18 protein-coding genes are annotated in these 17,180 nt (G+C 74.4%); 10 read left to right on the top strand and 8 right to left on the bottom strand.

From position 1 onward, the window contains the following. Positions 1–36: 36 nt before the first annotated feature. Positions 37–183, bottom strand: a complete 147-nt coding sequence (locus GTY56_RS39735; RefSeq protein ID WP_202509547.1) for a hypothetical protein — start codon at positions 181–183, stop codon at positions 37–39. Positions 184–317: 134 nt separating this feature from the next. On the opposite strand from GTY56_RS39735, the gene GTY56_RS00170 reads away from it, so the two are divergent. Beyond that, complete coding sequence (locus tag GTY56_RS00170; RefSeq protein WP_161361263.1) at positions 318–1,661, top strand: tetratricopeptide repeat protein; 1,344 nt, start codon at positions 318–320, stop codon at positions 1,659–1,661. 264 nt (positions 1,662–1,925) lie between these two features. Further along, positions 1,926–2,717 (top strand): GAF domain-containing protein, encoded by a 792-nt coding sequence (locus tag GTY56_RS00165; protein ID WP_161361261.1) that lies wholly within the window; start codon positions 1,926–1,928, stop codon positions 2,715–2,717. A gap of 18 nt (positions 2,718–2,735) precedes the next feature. On the opposite strand, the gene GTY56_RS00160 is transcribed toward GTY56_RS00165, so the two are convergent. Beyond that, positions 2,736–3,521, bottom strand: coding sequence for a hypothetical protein (locus GTY56_RS00160; RefSeq protein ID WP_161361258.1), 786 nt, complete (start codon positions 3,519–3,521; stop codon positions 2,736–2,738). Positions 3,522–3,868: 347 nt separating this feature from the next. Between GTY56_RS00160 and thrS the strand changes: the two genes are divergently transcribed. After that, positions 3,869–5,089, top strand: coding sequence for a threonine--tRNA ligase (thrS, locus tag GTY56_RS00155; protein WP_161361256.1), 1,221 nt, complete (start codon positions 3,869–3,871; stop codon positions 5,087–5,089). Positions 5,090–5,117: 28 nt separating this feature from the next. Here thrS and GTY56_RS00150 read toward each other — a convergent pair whose 3' ends face one another. Together GTY56_RS00150 and sigJ are read right to left on the bottom strand one after the other, a co-directional pair. Next, positions 5,118–5,663, bottom strand: coding sequence for a pyridoxamine 5'-phosphate oxidase family protein (locus GTY56_RS00150; RefSeq protein ID WP_161361254.1), 546 nt, complete (start codon positions 5,661–5,663; stop codon positions 5,118–5,120). Positions 5,664–5,753: 90 nt separating this feature from the next. Then, entirely contained in the window at positions 5,754–6,674 is a 921-nt protein-coding gene (gene sigJ, locus GTY56_RS00145; RefSeq protein ID WP_161361252.1) for an RNA polymerase sigma factor SigJ, read from the bottom strand. A 159-nt stretch (positions 6,675–6,833) separates the two neighbouring features. Between sigJ and GTY56_RS00140 the strand changes: the two genes are divergently transcribed. Further along, entirely contained in the window at positions 6,834–7,373 is a 540-nt protein-coding gene (locus GTY56_RS00140) for a YceI family protein (protein WP_161361250.1), read from the top strand. Positions 7,374–7,452: 79 nt separating this feature from the next. After that, positions 7,453–8,427, top strand: coding sequence for a nucleoside hydrolase (locus GTY56_RS00135; RefSeq protein WP_161361248.1), 975 nt, complete (start codon positions 7,453–7,455; stop codon positions 8,425–8,427). A 128-nt stretch (positions 8,428–8,555) separates the two neighbouring features. Here GTY56_RS00135 and GTY56_RS00130 read toward each other — a convergent pair whose 3' ends face one another. Further along, positions 8,556–9,503 (bottom strand): LAETG motif-containing sortase-dependent surface protein, encoded by a 948-nt coding sequence (locus GTY56_RS00130; RefSeq protein WP_161361246.1) that lies wholly within the window; start codon positions 9,501–9,503, stop codon positions 8,556–8,558. A gap of 314 nt (positions 9,504–9,817) precedes the next feature. Between GTY56_RS00130 and GTY56_RS00125 the strand changes: the two genes are divergently transcribed. Then, positions 9,818–11,479: a glycoside hydrolase family 13 protein gene (locus GTY56_RS00125; RefSeq protein ID WP_346345386.1), complete on the top strand. Its 1,662-nt coding sequence runs from the start codon at positions 9,818–9,820 to the stop codon at positions 11,477–11,479. Positions 11,480–11,771: 292 nt separating this feature from the next. After that, a complete protein-coding gene (locus GTY56_RS00120) occupies positions 11,772–12,401 on the top strand; it encodes an Ig-like domain-containing protein (RefSeq protein ID WP_237524328.1) in 630 nt (209 codons plus the stop codon). Here the strand turns inward: GTY56_RS00120 and GTY56_RS00115 are convergent. Together GTY56_RS00115 and GTY56_RS00110 are read right to left on the bottom strand one after the other, a co-directional pair. Beyond that, positions 12,395–12,883, bottom strand: a complete 489-nt coding sequence (locus GTY56_RS00115) for a hypothetical protein (RefSeq protein ID WP_161361242.1) — start codon at positions 12,881–12,883, stop codon at positions 12,395–12,397. The genes GTY56_RS00120 and GTY56_RS00115 overlap by 7 nt on opposite strands. Before the next feature lie 52 nt (positions 12,884–12,935). Beyond that, the gene (locus tag GTY56_RS00110) at positions 12,936–13,310 is read right to left on the bottom strand and encodes a DUF6479 family protein (protein WP_161361240.1); all 375 of its coding nucleotides are present in this window, start codon (positions 13,308–13,310) and stop codon (positions 12,936–12,938) included. A gap of 173 nt (positions 13,311–13,483) precedes the next feature. On the opposite strand from GTY56_RS00110, the gene GTY56_RS00105 reads away from it, so the two are divergent. Then, the gene (locus GTY56_RS00105; protein WP_161361238.1) at positions 13,484–13,897 is read left to right on the top strand and encodes a DUF5994 family protein; all 414 of its coding nucleotides are present in this window, start codon (positions 13,484–13,486) and stop codon (positions 13,895–13,897) included. Position 13,898: 1 nt separating this feature from the next. Here GTY56_RS00105 and GTY56_RS00100 read toward each other — a convergent pair whose 3' ends face one another. Further along, positions 13,899–14,261 carry a DUF1304 domain-containing protein gene (locus GTY56_RS00100; protein WP_161361236.1) on the bottom strand — a complete coding sequence of 121 codons (363 nt, stop codon included), beginning with the start codon at positions 14,259–14,261 and terminating at the stop codon, positions 13,899–13,901. A 1,137-nt stretch (positions 14,262–15,398) separates the two neighbouring features. Between GTY56_RS00100 and GTY56_RS00095 the strand changes: the two genes are divergently transcribed. Both GTY56_RS00095 and GTY56_RS00090 read left to right on the top strand, forming a co-directional pair. Further along, positions 15,399–15,593 carry a hypothetical protein gene (locus tag GTY56_RS00095; RefSeq protein ID WP_161361234.1) on the top strand — a complete coding sequence of 65 codons (195 nt, stop codon included), beginning with the start codon at positions 15,399–15,401 and terminating at the stop codon, positions 15,591–15,593. A 320-nt stretch (positions 15,594–15,913) separates the two neighbouring features. Next, the gene (locus tag GTY56_RS00090) at positions 15,914–17,170 is read left to right on the top strand and encodes a serine hydrolase domain-containing protein (RefSeq protein WP_161361232.1); all 1,257 of its coding nucleotides are present in this window, start codon (positions 15,914–15,916) and stop codon (positions 17,168–17,170) included. The last annotated feature ends 10 nt before the right edge of the window (positions 17,171–17,180 follow it).

Raw genomic sequence — 17,180 nt, 5'->3', positions numbered from 1 at the left:
CGTCGGACGCCGTGCCCGTCCGGCGCCGGCGTGCGCTCAGCGCGAGTCCGCCACCGCCTGTGGGGCCGGTTCCCGGGTCTCGGCTCGCGCCGGGCCCGCGTTCGCGGCGAGCAGCAGGGTCGCCACCGCGACGAGGGCGGCGGTGAAGCCTCGGGCGTACCGCTCGGCGGTGCGTGTGCGCATGAGCACGGCGACCTCGCAACTGGGGCGGCGACTACGGCGGCAGCGTGTTAAACGAGTTCAACAATTCGGCTTAACACTCCGTTTAACCTAGGGGCAGTTCAGGTCGAACGGCAAGAGGGGCAAGGGGAGTTGGCGTGGGGGAGCGTGACGATCCCGGGACCATCGGACGCCGGGTGCAGCGGTTGCGTGTGGAACGCGGCCTGACTCAGCGCCAGTTGGCGGAGCCCGTGTACACACCGGCCTACATCTCCACCCTGGAGTCGGGCCGGGTGCGCCCCTCCGACGACGCCCTGCGGCATCTCGCGGACCGGCTCGGCGTCGCCTTCGACGAGCTCGCCAGCGGCCACTCCGCGCGGCTCGTGACCGAGCTGCGGCTGCGGCTGACCGAGGCCCAGCGGACCCTCGCCGTCGGGGAGACGGAGGCGGCGGCCGGGCAGTACGCCGGGCTGCTCGCCGAGGCGGAGACGCACGGTCTGGCCGCGGAGCGGTCCGCCGCCCTGCTCGGCCTCGGCGAGTGCGCCCTGGAGACGGGCGAGCTCGTGGCGGGCCGGCAGTACTTCGAGCAGGCCGAGGAGTGCCTGGCCGGCGCGCCGCTGCCCGCCCGGGTCCCGGCTCTGCGCGGCCGGGCCGTCGCGCACTACCTCGCCGGTGAACTCCGCTACGCCGTCTACCTGCTGGAGACCGCCCTCGACGAACTGAACCGCGGCGGCCTGCACGACCCGGACGCCCTGCTGCTGCTCTACGCCAGCGCCATCGGCCCGTACATGGACATGGGCGCGCACGCCCGGGCCGCCCAGGCCGCCGAGTTCGCCCTGGCCCTCGCCCCGCAGTCCGGCGACCCCGCCCTGGTCGCCCGCATGCACCGGTCCGTCGCCCGCACCCTGGTCGCCGAGGGCCGTCTCGCCGAGGCCGACGCCTCCCTGGCCAAGGCGGCCGAGCTGTACCGGGGCCTCCAGATCCGCACCGAACTCGCCAACTGCCACTGGATGCGCGGCTACGTCTACGCCCAGGACGGGCAGCTGGAGCGGGCGGAGGCCGAGCTGCGGGAGGCCCTCGGCATGCTGTCGGCCAAACGCGCCGCCCTCTACAGCAGCCAGGTCGCCGTGGAACTGGCCGACGTGCTGCACCGGCGCGGCAGGTCCGACGACGCGGCGGCCCTGCTGCACGACGTCCTCGGGCACCTGTCCCCCGAGCGCGGCGCCGTCCACTCCGCCGCGGCGCACCGGCTGCTCGGCATCATCGCCGAGGACGCCCGCCGCACGGAGGAGGCCGAGGAGCACTACGTCCGCGCCCTGAGCCTGCTGGAGCGGGCCGGTGCCGCCGGTGACCTGGCCGACCTGTGCCGGCTGCTGGGCGACCTGCTGCGGCGGACCGGGCGGATGGAGGCCGCCCTGGACGCCTACCGGACGGGCCTCGGGCACCGCACGGCCCCCGGCACCACCACCCTCGGACCGGCGCCCGCACAGCCCCCTCTCTGAGAGAGCGGGTCCCTCGCACAACCGTGCGGGTCAGCCTCCGGCCCGGGAGGTGAACGCGCCGGCGCCACGCTGAGGCCAGACCCCCAGGGCGAACGCCCTGCCCAGGGGTTTCGGCCTTTCCGCCACGGGTAGTCGGGGCACCTCCGGAGGGCCCGGAGATGCGGTCGGGGCGGGTGCGGGAACCGGCCGCACGAGGGCCGGCCGCCTTGCCGGCCGGGGCGCCCCGGAAACGGTGACGGCGCAACCCGCGGTGCGAAGGAGGCGGTGGTCGTGCGGCCCAGGGACGATCCGGGAGGTGCCCCCGACGGCGACCCGGGTCCCGGCCGCACCGGAGACGGCGACCCGGAGCCGGACGGAGCATGGGCCGCCGACGTGATCGCCCGGGGTGTGCGGGGCGCCGAGCCCGGAGAGGTCCCGGGTCGGCTGTGCGAGGTGGCGGTGGAACTACTGCCGGTGACCGGCGCCAGCGTGTCCCTGCGCAGCGAGGGCATGCCCGTGCAGTTGAGCGCGAGCAGCGCGCAGGCCGCGCACCTGGCGCAGATCCAGGCGACCCTGGGCGACGGCCCCTGCCAGAGCGCGCTGGCGGACGGTGCGCCGGTGCTGGCCTGCGATCTGACCTCGGGCCGGGACGCGGGACGCTGGCCGGTCTTCGCCCAGCAGGCGACGGAGGCCGGGGTGCGGGCGGTGTACGCGGTGCCGCTGGGCAGCGGCACGGTGTGTGTCGGCACGCTCGACCTGTACCGCGACAGCCCGGGCGGGCTCACCGAGGGCCAGCTGCACGTGGCGCGGATCGTGGCCGGGGTGATGACCGTGGCCCTGATGGCGCTGCCGCACGGGGACGAGCCCGGGACCCCGGACGGGGAGGACTGGCTGAGCGGCCTGGCCGCCGACCACGACGAGGTCTACCGGGCCGTCGGCATGATCATGGCGCAGCTCGGCGTGGGCGCGGACGACGCGCTCGCGCGGCTGCGGGCGGACGCCTTCGCGCACGGGCGTACGGCCGTGGACGTGGCGCGGGACGTCATCGCCCACCGCACGCGCTTCGACCGGTCGTGACTCCCGCGGCCCGGGGTGTCAGATCTGGGCCTTGCCCTGCTTCCTGATCTCGGCCAGGCGCTGGGCACCGAGCTGTACGCCCTGCTGGGTGACCTCCGCGTACACCTCGTCGAGGCCGGCGTTGGTGAGGGTGATGGCCTCCTCGCCGACGCGGACGGCGGCGAGGTCCATGGTGAGGTAGGTCAGCTCCCCGTCCTCCGTCTCGCCGGACAGCGTGACCCGCAGGGCGTGCCGGGCGTCCCCCACCGGTGGCAGCGGCAGGTCGCTGACCTCCACGCCCTGGACGATGCCCCGGGTCGTCGTGGCCGTGAACTGGCCGCAGCGGCCGGGCAGCGACTTCATCCAGTCCAGCGTGCGGTCCACGTCGGCCGGGGGATGGGCGGCGACCCGGTAGCGCAGCTGGGCGTCGGTGTCGCCGTCGTCGAGCGCGGATGTCGCCTGCGGGCCCTTCGGGGCGCCGAAGGGCTCCTCCGTGTAGAGGGCGTCCAGCAGCCGCTGGCAGTCCCGGTCCTCCGTGGTCGCCTTGAGGAGCCCGTCCCGCCAGGTGCGCGCGCCGCGGCTCGGCCCCCACGGCTCGCCCAGGTCGGCCTCGGTGACCAGCGCCGCCTGGGCCTGCGCCTCGGTGAGCGCGGTGCCGGAACCGGCGGGCTGCTCGACGGCCGGGGACGCGCCGGAGGCGGACGCGGAGGCGGAGAACCACCGGGGCCGCGGCTCGTCGTCGACGGCACAGCCGGCCGTGGCCAGCAGGGCGGTCACGGACAGCGCGGAGGCCAGGAGGGCGCGGGCGGCCGGAGGGTGGGTCATCGGGGTGCCTCCTGCGAGGGGCTCGTGGAGGCGCCTCCGGGCGGAGCGGTCTCTCCACGGTCGGGTGGATGCTCTTACGGCACCACCGTGCCCGCCCGCCCACCAGCGATACGGGCCGTCCGGGTGAGCGGCCGGGGACACCCGCGGCCACCGCCCGAAAACCCCTCGCCCCGCCCCCGGCTCCCTTGTTACGGTCCCGCCCATGCAGCGCGCCCAGTCGTACCCGTCCGCCACGACGACGCCGGAGAGTGTCCCGGCGCGCTGACAGCTGATGTCCGAAGCCCCGGGGCGAGTGCCCCGGGGCTTCGTCGCGTGGTGCTCGCCCTCCCCGATCGCGAGGAGTCACCATGCACGACCACCGCCGGCTCGGCCGTGAACTGGACCTGTTCGACACCGATCCGCTGATGGGCGCCGGGCTGCCGTACTGGCTGCCCGACGGCGCGATCGTGCGGCACACCCTGGAGGAGTACATCCGCGACGCGGAACGCCGGGCCGGATACCGGCACGTGTACTCGCCGGTCCTCGGCAAACGCGAGCTGTACGAGATCTCCGGGCACTGGGACCACTACGGCGACGACATGTTCCCGCCGATGGACGTGGGCGCCGAACAGGTCCTGCTGCGCCCCAGCCTCTGCCCCCACCACGCCCTGATCTACCGCTCCCGCTCCCACAGCTACCGCGAACTTCCCCTGCGGATGGCCGAGCTGGGCGGCATGTACCGCTCGGAGCTGTCCGGCGTCCTCGGCGGCCTCACCCGGGTGCGGGCCATCACCCTCAACGACGCGCACATCTTCTGCACCCTGGAGCAGGCCGTCCAGGAGGCCCGGGCCGCGCTGGAGCTGATCGGCCGCGCTTACGCGGACCTGGGTATCCGCGCGTCCCGGTACCGGCTGTCGCTGCCGGGGGAGGGTGGCAAGTACGTGGCCGACCCGGAGCTGTGGCGGCGCGCCACCGCCCTGCTGCGGGAGGTGCTGGACGGCTCCGGCATCGCGTACGAGGCGGCCGAGGGCGAGGCCGCCTTCTACGGCCCCAAGATCGACGTGCAGATCACCGACCCGGCGGGCCGTGAGGCCACCCTGTCCACCGTGCAGATCGACTTCCACCAGCCCGAACGCTTCGACCTGCACTACATCGGGCCCGACGGGGCGAAACACCGCCCGGTGATGGTGCACCGGAGCATCATCGGCAGCGTGGAGCGCGCGGTCGCGCACCTCGTCGAGGAGCACGGCGGCGCCTTCCCGCCGTGGCTGGCGCCCGTGCAGCTGGCTGTCCTGCCGGTCGGGGAGGAGCAGGCCGAGGCGGCGGAGGTCCTGGCCGGACGCGCCCGGGAGCTCGGTCTTCGAGCCGAGGCCGCCGGCCCCGGGCAGGGCACCCTGGCCGCCCGGATCCGCGCCGCCCGACTGGTGCCGTACCAGGCGGTGATCGGCGGACGGGAGGCCGCGGCGGGACTCGTGGCACCGCGCCTGCGCGACGGCCGCCGGCCGGACGCCCTGCCCGGCGCCGAGCTGCTGCGCCGGATCGGCGACCGGGTGGCGGCCCGCGGGCCCGGACTGTGGGACCCGTCGTAGGACGGGATCACCACAGGGCCGGGGCGGTTCAGAACGTCCAACGCGTGTGGCTGTAGACCCCGTTGTCCCGGCCGAAGCCGTACGCCGTGCCCGGGGCCACCGCGAACACCACCGCGTCGCCGCTGCGGAACTCGTCCCCGATGCCGTGGAAGGTGCCCTCGGGGGAGGTGATGTGCGGCCCGTACTTCGTCTCGAACGCCGTGATCACCTCCTCCAGCAGCGCACGGTCGGCGACCGCCTCGGCCGTGCCCTCGACCACGAGGTCGAACCCGTCGGTGAGGGAGTTCGTTCCGGTGGTCAGGGCGCAGTGCGCGTCGTGGGCGAGGTTCTTCGCCTTCTGCTCCCCGCGGCCGGTGGAGAAGTACAGCGCCCCGTCGTGCCAGGCGGCGATGCAGGGCGTGACGTGCAGCCGGCCGCCGGGCCGCACCGTGGACACCCAGAAGATCTCGGCGGCCTCCAGCCGCCGCAGGGCCTCGGCCCAGGCGGTGGCCGTCACCTCCGAGGCTCCCGGGCGGGGGTTGAGCGCCGAGCTGTAGCGGGCGTCGAGTTCGGTCACCGGTGTCTGTGCGGGCATGGCGGACTCCTTCGTCGTCTCCTCCCCGTAACGACCGCCCGCCGGGGCCGGAATCATCGCCGCGTCCGTTCGGGTCGCCGGACGCGCCGGTCAGTGCGCCGTCCAGGGCCGGAGCTTGTCGGGGTTGAGCACGGCCCAGACGTGCTGGATCCGGTCGCCGGCGACGTCGAACGCCAGCACCGACACGGCGACGCCGTCCTTGCGGGCCATCAGACCCGGCTGGCCGTTGACCGCGCACTCCAGGAGGGAGATGCCGGGGACCGCGCGGGCGCGCTCGGCGAAGAAGCGGGCGACCGCCTCGGCGCCCTCGACCGGGTGCAGGGCGGCCGGCACGAGCCCGCCGCCGTCGCCGGTCGCGGTCGCCCCGGGGGCCAGCACACCGATGAGGCCGTCGATGTCCTGGTCCTCCCACGCCCGCCGGAACGCCCGGACGACCTCCGCGCGCCGGGCCTGCGGTGTCGCGGGGAGCCGCTGCGCGCGGATGCGGCGGCGGGCCGAGGACGCCAGCTGGCGGCAGGCGGCCGGGGTGCGGCCGACGATCTCGGCGACCTCGGCGAAGGAGTAGCGGAAGACGTCGTGCAGGACGAACGCGACGCGTTCCGCCGGGGTCATCGACTCCAGGACGACGAGGAAGGCCATGGTGACCGACTCGTCGAGGGTGACGCGGTCCGCGGGGTCGGCGGGCCCGGCCGCGCCACCCCCGCCGACCCACTCCGTCCGGCCGGGCAGCGGCTCCGGGATCCATTCGCCCACGTACCGCTCCCGCCGGGCCCGGGCGGAACCGAGCAGGTCGAGGCAGATCCGGCCGGCGACGGTCGTCAGCCAGCCCCCGGGGGAGGCGACGGCGTCCCGCTGCGGAGGGGACAGGGCGTACCAGCGGGCGTACGTCTCCTGGACGACGTCCTCGGCCTCGGCCAGCGAGCCGAGCAGCCGGTACGCGAGGTTGATCAGCTGCCGCCGCTCACGCGTGACCGCGTCCAGGTCGCCGGCCGGATCGGGCGGGGTGCTCATGGTGTGTCCCTCGGTCGCAGGTGCTCTCCCCCATTCGACGAAACGGCGAGCCGGAATGTCAGGCCGCTCGCCGGCCTCACATTCCGCGGGGCTGTGTCGTCGTACCGCTGAGACCTGTTCGGGGGACCGGATCCCCCTCTTCACCTTCCAGGAGCGAGCATGACCACTGCGACCGCACTCGGCGAGCTGACCGGGGACTTCGTCCTGGACACCGCCCGCACGCGCATCGGCTTCACCGCCCGGGCCATGATGGTCGGCAAGGTGCGCGGCGTGTTCGAGGTGTTCGAGGGCAGCGCGCGGCTGGACGGGCGCAACCCGTCGAAGTCCGCCGTCCGGCTCACGGCAGGGGCGGCGAGCATCCAGACCCGCAACCCCAAGCGTGACCGGCATCTGCGCGGCGGCGACTTCCTCGACGCTCAGGCCCACCCGGCCCTCACGTTCGTCTCGACGGCCGTGCAGCACACCGGCGGGACCGCCTTCGACGTCACCGGTGATCTGACCGTGCGGGGCGTGACCAGGCAGGTCACCGTCTCCTTCGAGCTGACCGACTCCGGCCACGACCCGCAGGGCGGCTTCCGGGCCCTCTTCTCGGGCCGCACGGTCATCGACCGCGAGGACTGGGGCGTCAGCGGGGCCCGCGGCATGGTCGGCCGGAAGGTGGCGCTGGACTTCGACGTCATGGCGGTACGGCGGTCCTGACGCAGCACGCGGGCCGCCGGACAGGCCGTAGGGTCGCCGTCAGGAAGCTCCCCGCACCACCACTGGAAGGAGTCCCGCCGTGACGGACGGCCGGCGCATCCCGGTGATCATCGACTGCGACACCGGCGTCGACGACGCCCTCGCCCTGCTGTTCGCCGTACGGCACCCGGCGCTCGACGTCCGGGCGATCACCTGCGTGGCCGGGAACACGGACGTGGACGGCGTCGTCCGCAACACCCTGACCGTGCTGGAGCAGGCCGGCGCCCCCGACATCCCCGTCGCCCGGGGCGCCGAACGGCCGCTGATCGAGGCGCCCCGCTCGGCCCAGCACGTGCACGGGCGCGACGGCATGGGCGACCTGGGCCTGCCGGAACCGTCCCGCGGGCCCGCCGACGTCGACGCGGTGACGCTGCTGCGGCGCGAGATCCTCGCCTCCCCGCGCCCGGTCACCCTCGTGCCCATGGCCCCGCTCACCAACATCGCGCTGCTGCTGCGCACCCACCCGGAGGTGGCCGGCAACATCGAGCGGGTCGTCTTCATGGGCGGAGCCGCGGCCGTCGGGAACGCCACGCCCGTCGCGGAGTTCAACGTCTGGCACGACCCGGAGGCCGCCGCGATCCTGCTCACGGCCGGGGTGCCGATCACGATGTACGGGCTGGACGTGTTCACGCGGGTCGTGGTCCCCGCGGCGGACGTGCGCAGGCTGTGCGTGAGCGGCGAGCCCGGGGCGCGGCTGGCCGGGCGGTTGCTCGCCCACCGCCCGGCCCACCCGGACAGCCGTCCCGACGACCCCTCCGAGACGTCCGGCGGTCTGGGCGACGCGGGTGCGGTCTGCGCGGTCGTCGACCCGGAGGGCCTGACGACCCGTCGCCTCCCGGTGGACGTCTCCCTCGCGCCGGGGCCCACGCGCGGCATGACGATCGTCGACCGCCGCCCCCGCCCCGGCGAGGCGGAGATCCACGAGGGGACGCGTGAACAGCCCCTGGTCGACGTGGGGCTGGATGTGGACGTGGAGCGCTACGTGAAGCTGTACCTGGCGACCGTCGAGGTGTGAGCCGGCGGCGGTGCGGCGCGCCGCGACCGTCACGCCGGGGTGGTCCGGCCGCGGGACGCGAGGACGCCCGGTGTGCTGTCGCCGCCGGACGACAGCACACCGGGCGTCTTCGGTCAGGTCCGGGCGTCCTACGCGCCGCGCTTGGCCGCGCGGCGGCGGGTCACGACGACCAGGGCCGCTCCGCCCGCCAGCAGGGCGGCCGCGCCGAGGGCGATCGGGCCGGTGCTGCTGTCGGCACCCGTCTCGGCGAGGTCGCCGCCACCGCCGTTCGGCTTGGGGGCGGTGGGCGTCGACTCGGAGGCGCTCGGGGTGGGCGTGTCCGTGCCGGAGGACGGCGGCGTCGACGGCTCGGCCGGCTCGGACGGAGACGCCGGAGGCGTCGCCGGGGGCGTCGTCTGCTCGGCGGGCTCCGACGGGCTCGCGGGCGGCGTGGAGGCGGGCGGCTCCTCCTCCGCGGGCGGCGGGGTCGTGCAGTCCTTCGTGCCGCCGTTCCAGGCCGCGATCAGCTTGTCCTTGATGACCGGGCGGTCCGGGCCCTTGGGCAGCTCGCCGTGCTCGAAGCCGTCCTTCGCGTCGAGCTCGCCGTCGAACTTCACCGCGCCCCGGTACAGGTCGATCTGCCCGAAGCAGCCCTTGTCCGGGATGGCGATGTCGAGCGAGTCGGTGGCGCCCGGCTTGACCGTCACCGTGTCGAAGTCGACGAACACCTGCTCGCCGGAGGTCGCGAACGTCGGGCCGTGCGCGAGGTAGGACGCGAGGGAGGCGGTGCAGGTGGCCGCGCCACCGGCGGTGCGGACCTTGACGTGGACCTTGCCGTCCTCGGTCGGCTTCAGGTTCTGGTCGTCGACCTTGACCGAGTCGTAGAAGTTCGTGCCGTCGAGCGAGAACTGGCAGCGGTCGGTCCCGGTCTCCGTGCCCGCGCCCGTGCCCGGCTTGTAGCTGCCGCCGGACGACCAGCCGTCGCCGCCGGGCGTTCCGGTGGCGAAGGCGGTCGTGGCGGAGGCGGCGCAGAGGACCAGGGCGGCGGCGCCCGTCCCCAGCAGGCGTCGCGCGGTGACACGTCTCGCTATGGACATGCGTATCCCATTTCTTGGCGTGTGCCGGACCCGATGGCGGCATGCGGGCAGCGTGACGCACGCGGCTGCCGGGGCCGCACCGGGGGATGAATAGTCTGAGAAACACTGGGCTCATTGGTCACATGTGCCTCAGTGGCCCCATCGTGACGGCGTCGCAGCACGCTGTCAACCTGCGGTAATGCAAAGGTAGTTGTGCCTCCGTCACACTTTCATCACAGCGGGAATGGATCACTCCGATCAACGTGATGGTTCCTTTTTCCGGCATTCTGGACAGATTCAAAGCTGTCGCCCGTATGCCCTGTGAAGGAGACCGCGTGACCGATCGCTCGACCCTCGACCTGTCGTCCCGGGACCCCGACTGGTGGCGCCAGGCCGTCGTCTACCAGATCTATCCCCGCAGCTTCGCCGACGCCGACGGCGACGGACTCGGCGACCTGCGCGGCATCACCCGCCGCCTCGGTCACCTCGCCGCCCTGGGCGTGGACGCGCTGTGGCTGAGCCCCTTCTACCCCTCCGAGCTCGCCGACGGCGGCTACGACGTCGTCGACCCCCGGGGCGTCGACCCGCGCCTGGGCACCCTCGACGACTTCGACGACCTGGTCGCCGAGGCCCACCGCCTCGGCCTGAAGGTCATCGTCGACATCGTGCCCAACCACTCCTCGCACCGGCACGCGTGGTTCCAGGAGGCCCTCTCCGCGGGCCCCGGCTCGGCGGCCCGCGACCGCTACGTCTTCCGCGACGGCCGCGGCGAGCGCGGCGAACTCCCGCCCACCGACTGGCAGTCCGTCTTCGGCGGCAGCGCCTGGAAGCGGGTGCCCGACGGTCAGTGGTACCTGCACCTCTTCGCCCCCGAACAACCCGACTTCAACTGGGAGAACCAGGAGGTCCGCGCCGACCACCGCACCACCCTGCGCTTCTGGTCCGACCGCGGGGTCGACGGCTTCCGCATCGACGTCGCCCACGCCCTCGTCAAGGACCTGAGCGAACCCCTGCGCGACCTCGGCCGGCCCGAGCTGAGCCGCGAGGAGGCGCTCACGGCGCTGCCGCCCGGCACCCACCCCTTCTACGACCGCGACGACGTGCACGAGATCTACCGCGACTGGCGCAAGATCCTCGACGCCTACCGCCCGCCCCGCATGGCCGTCGCCGAGGCGTGGGTGCCCGGCGCCCGGCGTGCGCTGTACGCCCGCCCGGACGAGCTCGGCCAGGCCTTCAACTTCGAGTACCTCCAGGCCGGCTGGGACGCGGAGGAACTGCGGCAGGTCATCACCGACTCGCTCGCCACCGCCCGGGCGGCGGGCGCCTCGGCCACCTGGGTCCTGTCCAACCACGACGTCGTACGGCACGCCTCCCGGCTGACGCTGCCGCCCGGCACCGACCTCAACGCCTGGCTGCTGTCCGGCGGCCACGCCCCGGCCGTCGACGAGGCGGCCGGGCTGCGCCGGGCCCGGGCGGCCACGCTGCTGATGCTGGCGCTGCCCGGCTCGGCGTACGTCTACCAGGGGGAGGAACTCGGCCTGCCCGAGGTCGCCGACCTGCCCACCGAGGTCCTCCAGGACCCGATCTGGGAGCAGACCGGTCATGTCCGCAAGGGCCGGGACGGCTGCCGGGTGCCGTTGCCGTGGACGACGACCGGGCCGTCGTACGGCTTCGGGCCCGGCGGGGCGTGGCTCCCGCAGCCGCCCGGCTTCGCCGCGTACGCCGTCGAGGCGCAGGACGGCGCCGAGGGCTCGACCCTGGAGCTCTACCGCACGGCCCTGCGGCTGCGCCGCAAACTCCTCGACGGGGAGGAGCTGACGTGGGCGCCGGACGCCCCGGAGGGCGTGCTCCGGTTCGACCGCGGCGGGGGGTGGCGCTGTGTCGCCAATCTGTCCGGTGCGGCGGTGGAGCTGCCGGCCGGTGAGGTCCTGCTGAGCAGCGCGCCGCTGGAGGACGGGCGGGTCGGGCCGGACACGACGGTGTGGCTGGGCCGCTGAGCGCTCCGCGGGTTGCGTGGGGGGCGGTTCGGGGCCGGGGTGTCGTGCGGGTGCGGCGGCGTCGCGGCTTGTCGCGCGGTTCCCCGCGCCCCTGCGGGTGCGGGGGCCCGGGTGGCCTGGTCGGGCGTGCCGGGGGTGGGGGTGGTCGGGAGGATTGTTCTGCCGACCGTGTCCGACAGGGAGTTCCGCCCGCCATGAACAGGTACAGCAGGGCAGCAGCCGTGGCGGGGGCCCTGGTCGTGGGCGCGCTCGCGGTTCCGGGCGCGCTCGCGGCGGCCCGGGACGGCGGACTGTGGGGAGCCGCGACCATCGCACCCGGACGGGAGGGCATCTCGGGATCGCGGGCGCCCCGGAGACGGTCGCGGGCGCGACCCTGACCCTGACCGCGCCCCGGGGCACACGGGTGACCGGCACGCCCCTCGACGGGTCCGGCCACCGCGGCTCGGTCGCCGCCGACGGGCGCAGCGCGACGTACACCGTCACCGGCGGCGCGGCCGGGCAGGACCGGGTGTTCCCGTTCGTGCTGGCCGTCCCCGCGCACGCCGTCCCCGGCACCCGGCTGCGGGACTGCGCCCTGCGGCTCACCGACGGCCGGGGCGTGCCGCGGGCCGTCGGCCGGTGTGCCGTGACCGTGGGCCTGGCCGGACCGGCCCTGACCCGCCCGCTGTCGGGCGTACCGCTGGCCGCCCGGCCGGAGATCTCCGGCACGGCACACCCTGGAGCCCAGGTCACCGTCCGCGACAAGGACGACCGGGAGGCCTGTGCGACCACCGCCGATCCCGACGGCACCTGGGCCTGCACGCCGGAGGCCGGCTTCCCGGCGGGCGCCAACCGGCTACAGGCGGTCGCCACGCTGGACGGCGTGAGCGCGATGAGCGAGCAGGTCGACATCTCGGTCGCCCCGGACGACCGGGCTCAGTAGCGGACCGCCCGGGCCACCTCGGTCCGGACCTCACCGGACAGGTCGTGGGTGCTGCGGGCGGTGGCCGTGGCGGACTGGCCGGCCTGCACGTGGTCCACCGTCACGATGACCGTGTCCACCAACTGCCCTCCGGCGGCCCGGAAGTCGACCTGGACGGCGAAGGACCGGGACGAGTCGTCGGTGTTGCGGACGGTGACGTCCGCGCGGACCCGGCCGTCGGAACCGGTGACGGCCGTCCCGGTCGTCACGTCGGCCTTCACCTCGGCGCCGTCCTGGATGTCGTCGAGCCGCCGACCGGCCTCGGCCGAGGCGGACTCCACCGCCTCACCGGCCTCCGAGGCGATCGACCCCACCGCGGACTCCGCCCTGCTCGCGACGTCCGCGGGGCTGCCGTCACCGCCGCAGCCCGCGAGCACCGCGGACAGAGCCAGCGCCGCGGCCGCCCCTCCCGTCGCCCAGCGCGTCCGGTGGCGGGCAGTCATGTCGCCTCCCTGGCGTCCGCCGGCCCTGCCGGTCCCGTCCGTCCCTACGGCCTCACGTGCGGCCGAGTCCGCCGCCGCCGAAGGACCCACTGGATCCGGGCGACCAGCGGCGCGGTTTCTGGTCCTTTCCGGTCCTGGTGCTCGCCCGGTGGAGCTCGTGCGGCATGAGCCGCTGACCGTCGTGCGTCACGACCGGCACGTCGTCGGGCTCCCGCATCTCCCGCATCTCGCGGACCGGACCGGTGTCCGGCAGATGCGGCTGCTCCTCCGGGGCGGGGTGATGGGTGTCCTTGTCCATGACCCGCATCCCGACCCGCACGGCCCAGATCAGCGCGCAGGCCACGATCAGCCCGCCGACGAAGGCGATGGTCACGGCGACCGCGTGATCTGACGAGGCCGCCAGTTCTGCATACGTTGCCGTATTCATGCCCCAAGTATCACCGACGGAATGCGATAAAGCGCCCGGAATGCCCCCCGGGGGCCGTGGACGGCAACCCCGGCCTCCGATACCGCCCCACGGCGTACGGTGGATATGCCGAGGGTATGTCGCAACCGGTGGCCGAACAGGTCTCGCCGCCCCTCCGCAGCAGGAGTCTCCCGATGACGTCCGCCTCTTCGCCCCCGCCGTCCGTCCCCGCCCCGTCCGAGGTCCGGCTACGGATCGCGGACCAGGCACGCCAGGACCGCACGGCCCGCCGCATCGACGGGGCGTGGTGGCCCCGCTCGTACGACCTGGCCGCCGAGCTGCCCGGACTGCTCGGCGGGCTGCCGGCTGCCTGGGGCCGGATCAGCAGCGTCCTGGTCAACGGAGACACCTGGCCGGAGTGCCCGGAGCGGATGGATGTCGCGGGCCAGGCGGTGCACGTGGGGCGCACGGACTCCCCGACCGCCCCGCACACCGTGTGCCTGCTCGCCCCCGGCCGGGGGCGCTGGGACCTGCTGGTGGTCGCCCCCGCCACCGACGAGGCGGAGGCCCGCCGGGTCATGGAACGGGCCGTCACGCAGGGCGTCTGACTCAGCGCGCGAGCAGCACCAGGGCCAGGGCGGCCAGCGCCGGGACGGTCTGGACGAAGAGGATCTTCCTGCTCGCCGTCGCGGCGCCGTAGAGCCCCGCGACCGCCACGCACACCAGGAAGAAGACCGACACCTGGAAGCCCACCGGGTCGGACGCCACCGCGCCCCACACCAGGCCGGCCGCGAGGAACCCGTTGTAGAGGCCCTGGTTGGCCGCCAGGGCCTTCGTCGAGGCGGCGAACTCGGCACTGGTACCGAAGGCGGCCCGGGCCCGCGGCGAAGTCCACAGGAACATCTCCAGCACCAGGATGTAGGCGTGGAGCGCGGCGAGGGCCAGGACCGCGACGGTGGCAAGCAGCGACATGCGCACATCATCACAGACCCCGCGAGCCTCACCACCACCGAACCACTCCCTGCCCGGGCCTTTCCCTACTGCGTACCGACATGCTCCGACCCGGCGGGTCGCTGCCTGGGCCGGCTGGTTCTCGGCAGGGGGCCACGCTGCCCGGCTCGCTCCTGGCCGGTGGGGTGCTGCCGGGCAGTTCTTGGCCGGTGGGCCGCTGCCTGGTCCGTTCCGCCCCGTGCGGCGCGTGCCCGGCCTGTTCCCACCCGCCTGTTCCCTCGCCCCGGCCCCCGCTCCGTCTGTTCCCGCCCGACCGGCCCCTCCCGCCGGTCCTGCCTGAGGGCTCGGCCTGGCTCGCCTCTGCCTGGCGGGTCACCGTCGGGTTGGTGCCCGCATGGCCGTTCTCCGTTCGTCTGTTCCCTCCGGCCGGCCCTTCCCGCCGGCCCTTCCCGCCGGTCCTTCCCGCCGGTCCTTCCCGCCGGTCCTGTCTGGCGGTCTCCGTCCGGCCGGTCTCTGCCCAGGCGGGCCACTGTCGGGTTGGTGCCGACGTGGCCGGTCCTGTCCGGGCGGTTTCCGTCCGCTGGTCCTGCCCGGGCGGTCTCCGTCCGCCGGTCCCGCCCGGCGATCTCCGCCCGGCTGGTCTCTGCCTGGCGGGTCACTGCCGGCTTGATGCCGACGTGGCCGGTCCCCGCCGCCCGCCGGTCTCCGTCCGTCGGTCCCCTCCCGGCCGGCCCTCGTCCGGTGGGTCGCCGTCCGGTCCGTTCCTGCCCCGTCGGTCCTCGCCCGGTCCGTCCCGTCCGGCGGATCGTTGTCCGGCCGGTCTCCGCCCAGCCGGTTCCTGCCCGGCCGCCCGGCCCGTTCCCGCCCGTCCGGCAGGCCCGTCCGGCGGGAGCCGGCCCGTTCCGGCTCGTCCCGCAGCCCCCGCCCCCCCCAACTCCCCGTTCGGACCGCTCCGGAGGCGGGCCGGGGCTGGGGGTGGCAGATTGCGGCCAGAGGAAGGTCGGGTCCGGCCGTCGCGTCCCCGCGTGTGCCGCTCGGGAGCCGGGCCCGGTCTTCCCCGCCTCCGACAGCACGTCTCACGGCGCTCCACTCGGGCATCGCCGCCGCGGAGCGGATCCGGGAGACCGACGCCCTGGAGTCGGAGGGGCCGGTCGGGGGTTGCGTCAGCGGACCGGCGCCGACCCGGCGGTGCGCGGTGTCTCCCTGGTGATCCCCGGCACGGGCACGCCGATCGTCGGCCCCTCGGGCGCAGACAAGACGCCCCTGTTCGCATCGCCCTGGGCCCGGGCCCTGCTGTGCACTCCGGACGTCCTGCTCCTGGACGAGGCGCCGGCCCGGCTCCCGACGGGCTGACCGAGGCCGCCGTGCAGCCTGCGTTCGCGACCGCGCGGTGGCCGGCGCGGTCGTCACCATCACCCACCGGCCTGTCGACCGTGATCGACGTGGACACCGTCGTGGTGAGGGAGGCGGACCGGGTCCGGGCCCGCGGCGTGACGGTGTGTCAGTGATCGGCGGCCGGTTTTCGATCATCCCTCGGAAGGATGTAGGCACCGTCCGCCGCCCAAGACGATGATCCCTTCCTGTTCGAACGTGCCCGAGTCGAAAACCGGCGCGATCGAACATCGACGTACCCGCACCACGACGTACGCGAACACCAGGGAAGGGACAAGCAGTTGCGCATCGCACGGCTCCTCGGAACCGTCCTGGGCACCACCTTGCTCACCACCACCGCCGTACTGACCGCGCCCGCGCAGGCCGGCCCCGCCGCTCCCCGGGACACCGTGTCCCTGGACGGACCGGCGCTGCGCGACTCGCTGGACGCCGTCCACGAGGCAGGCATGTACGGCGTCTTCTCGTCCGTCCGGGACGGCGGCGAGAAGTGGACCGGCGCATCGGGGGTGGCCGACGTGGCCACCGGACGGCCCGTCACCCCGGGCATGCGCCAGCGGGTCGGCAGCATCAGCAAGACCTTCACCGCCGTCGGCGTGATGCAGCAGGTGGAGCGGGGCCGCATCCGGCTCGACGCGCCCGTCGGCGACTACCTCCCGGAGCTGATACCCGGGGAGCGCGGCCGGGAGATCACCGTCCGCATGCTCCTGAACCACACCAGCGGCATCGGCGACTACGTCCTGAGTGCCTTCCCGTCCCTCGCACAGGGCTCGACGGACAGCCTCGAGAAGGAACGGTTCCGCTCCCTGCGCCCCGCGGAACTGGTCAGGATGGGCCTCGCGGCCCCCGCGACCGGACGCCCCGGTTCGGTGCCCGGCTCGTACTCCAACACCAACTACGTCATCGCCGGGCTGCTGTTGGAGAAGGTGACCGGCCAGAAGGCCGGCGCCTACCTCACCCGCCACGTCATCGACCGGGCCGGGCTGCGCCACACGTACCTGCCGCGCACCCCGTACATCAAGGGGCCGCACCCGCGGATGTACGAGTCGTGGTTCGGCCTGCTCGACCCGCCCCGCGACTTCAGCGTCTACGACATGTCGTGGGCGTCCACCGCGGGCGCGGTCGTCTCCACCACCGACGACCTGAACCGCTTCTACCGAGCCCTGCTCGGCGGGAAGCTGGTCGGCAAGGCCTCCCTCGACGAGATGACACGCACGGTCCCCGTCTCCGGCGTGGACTACGGCCTCGGCATCTACGCCCTCGAACTGCCCGGCTGCGGCCGCTTCTGGGGCCACGACGGGGCGGTGTTCGGCGCCGGCACGATCGCTCTGTCCAGCCGGGACGGCAAGCGCCAGGTCGCCCTCGCCCAGAACCTGATGAAGTACCAGGAGCTGGACGAGAACGGCCGTCCGAAGCTGCACCCGATCGACGAGGCCATCGCCGCGCACGTGGTCCGCGCGCTCTGCCCCGAGACCCCCGCGTCCGGAATCAACCCTTCTCGATTGACCAGGAGTCTCGTGTTTGATCAGCTGTCCCACTAGGCGCGGTGGG

It is taken from the genome of Streptomyces sp. SID5643 (genome assembly GCF_009872555.1).
GTDB lineage: Bacteria > Actinomycetota > Actinomycetes > Streptomycetales > Streptomycetaceae > Streptomyces > Streptomyces iakyrus.
Note: the sequence above shows the minus strand (reverse complement) of the source record. Positions and strands in the feature narration are given on the sequence as shown.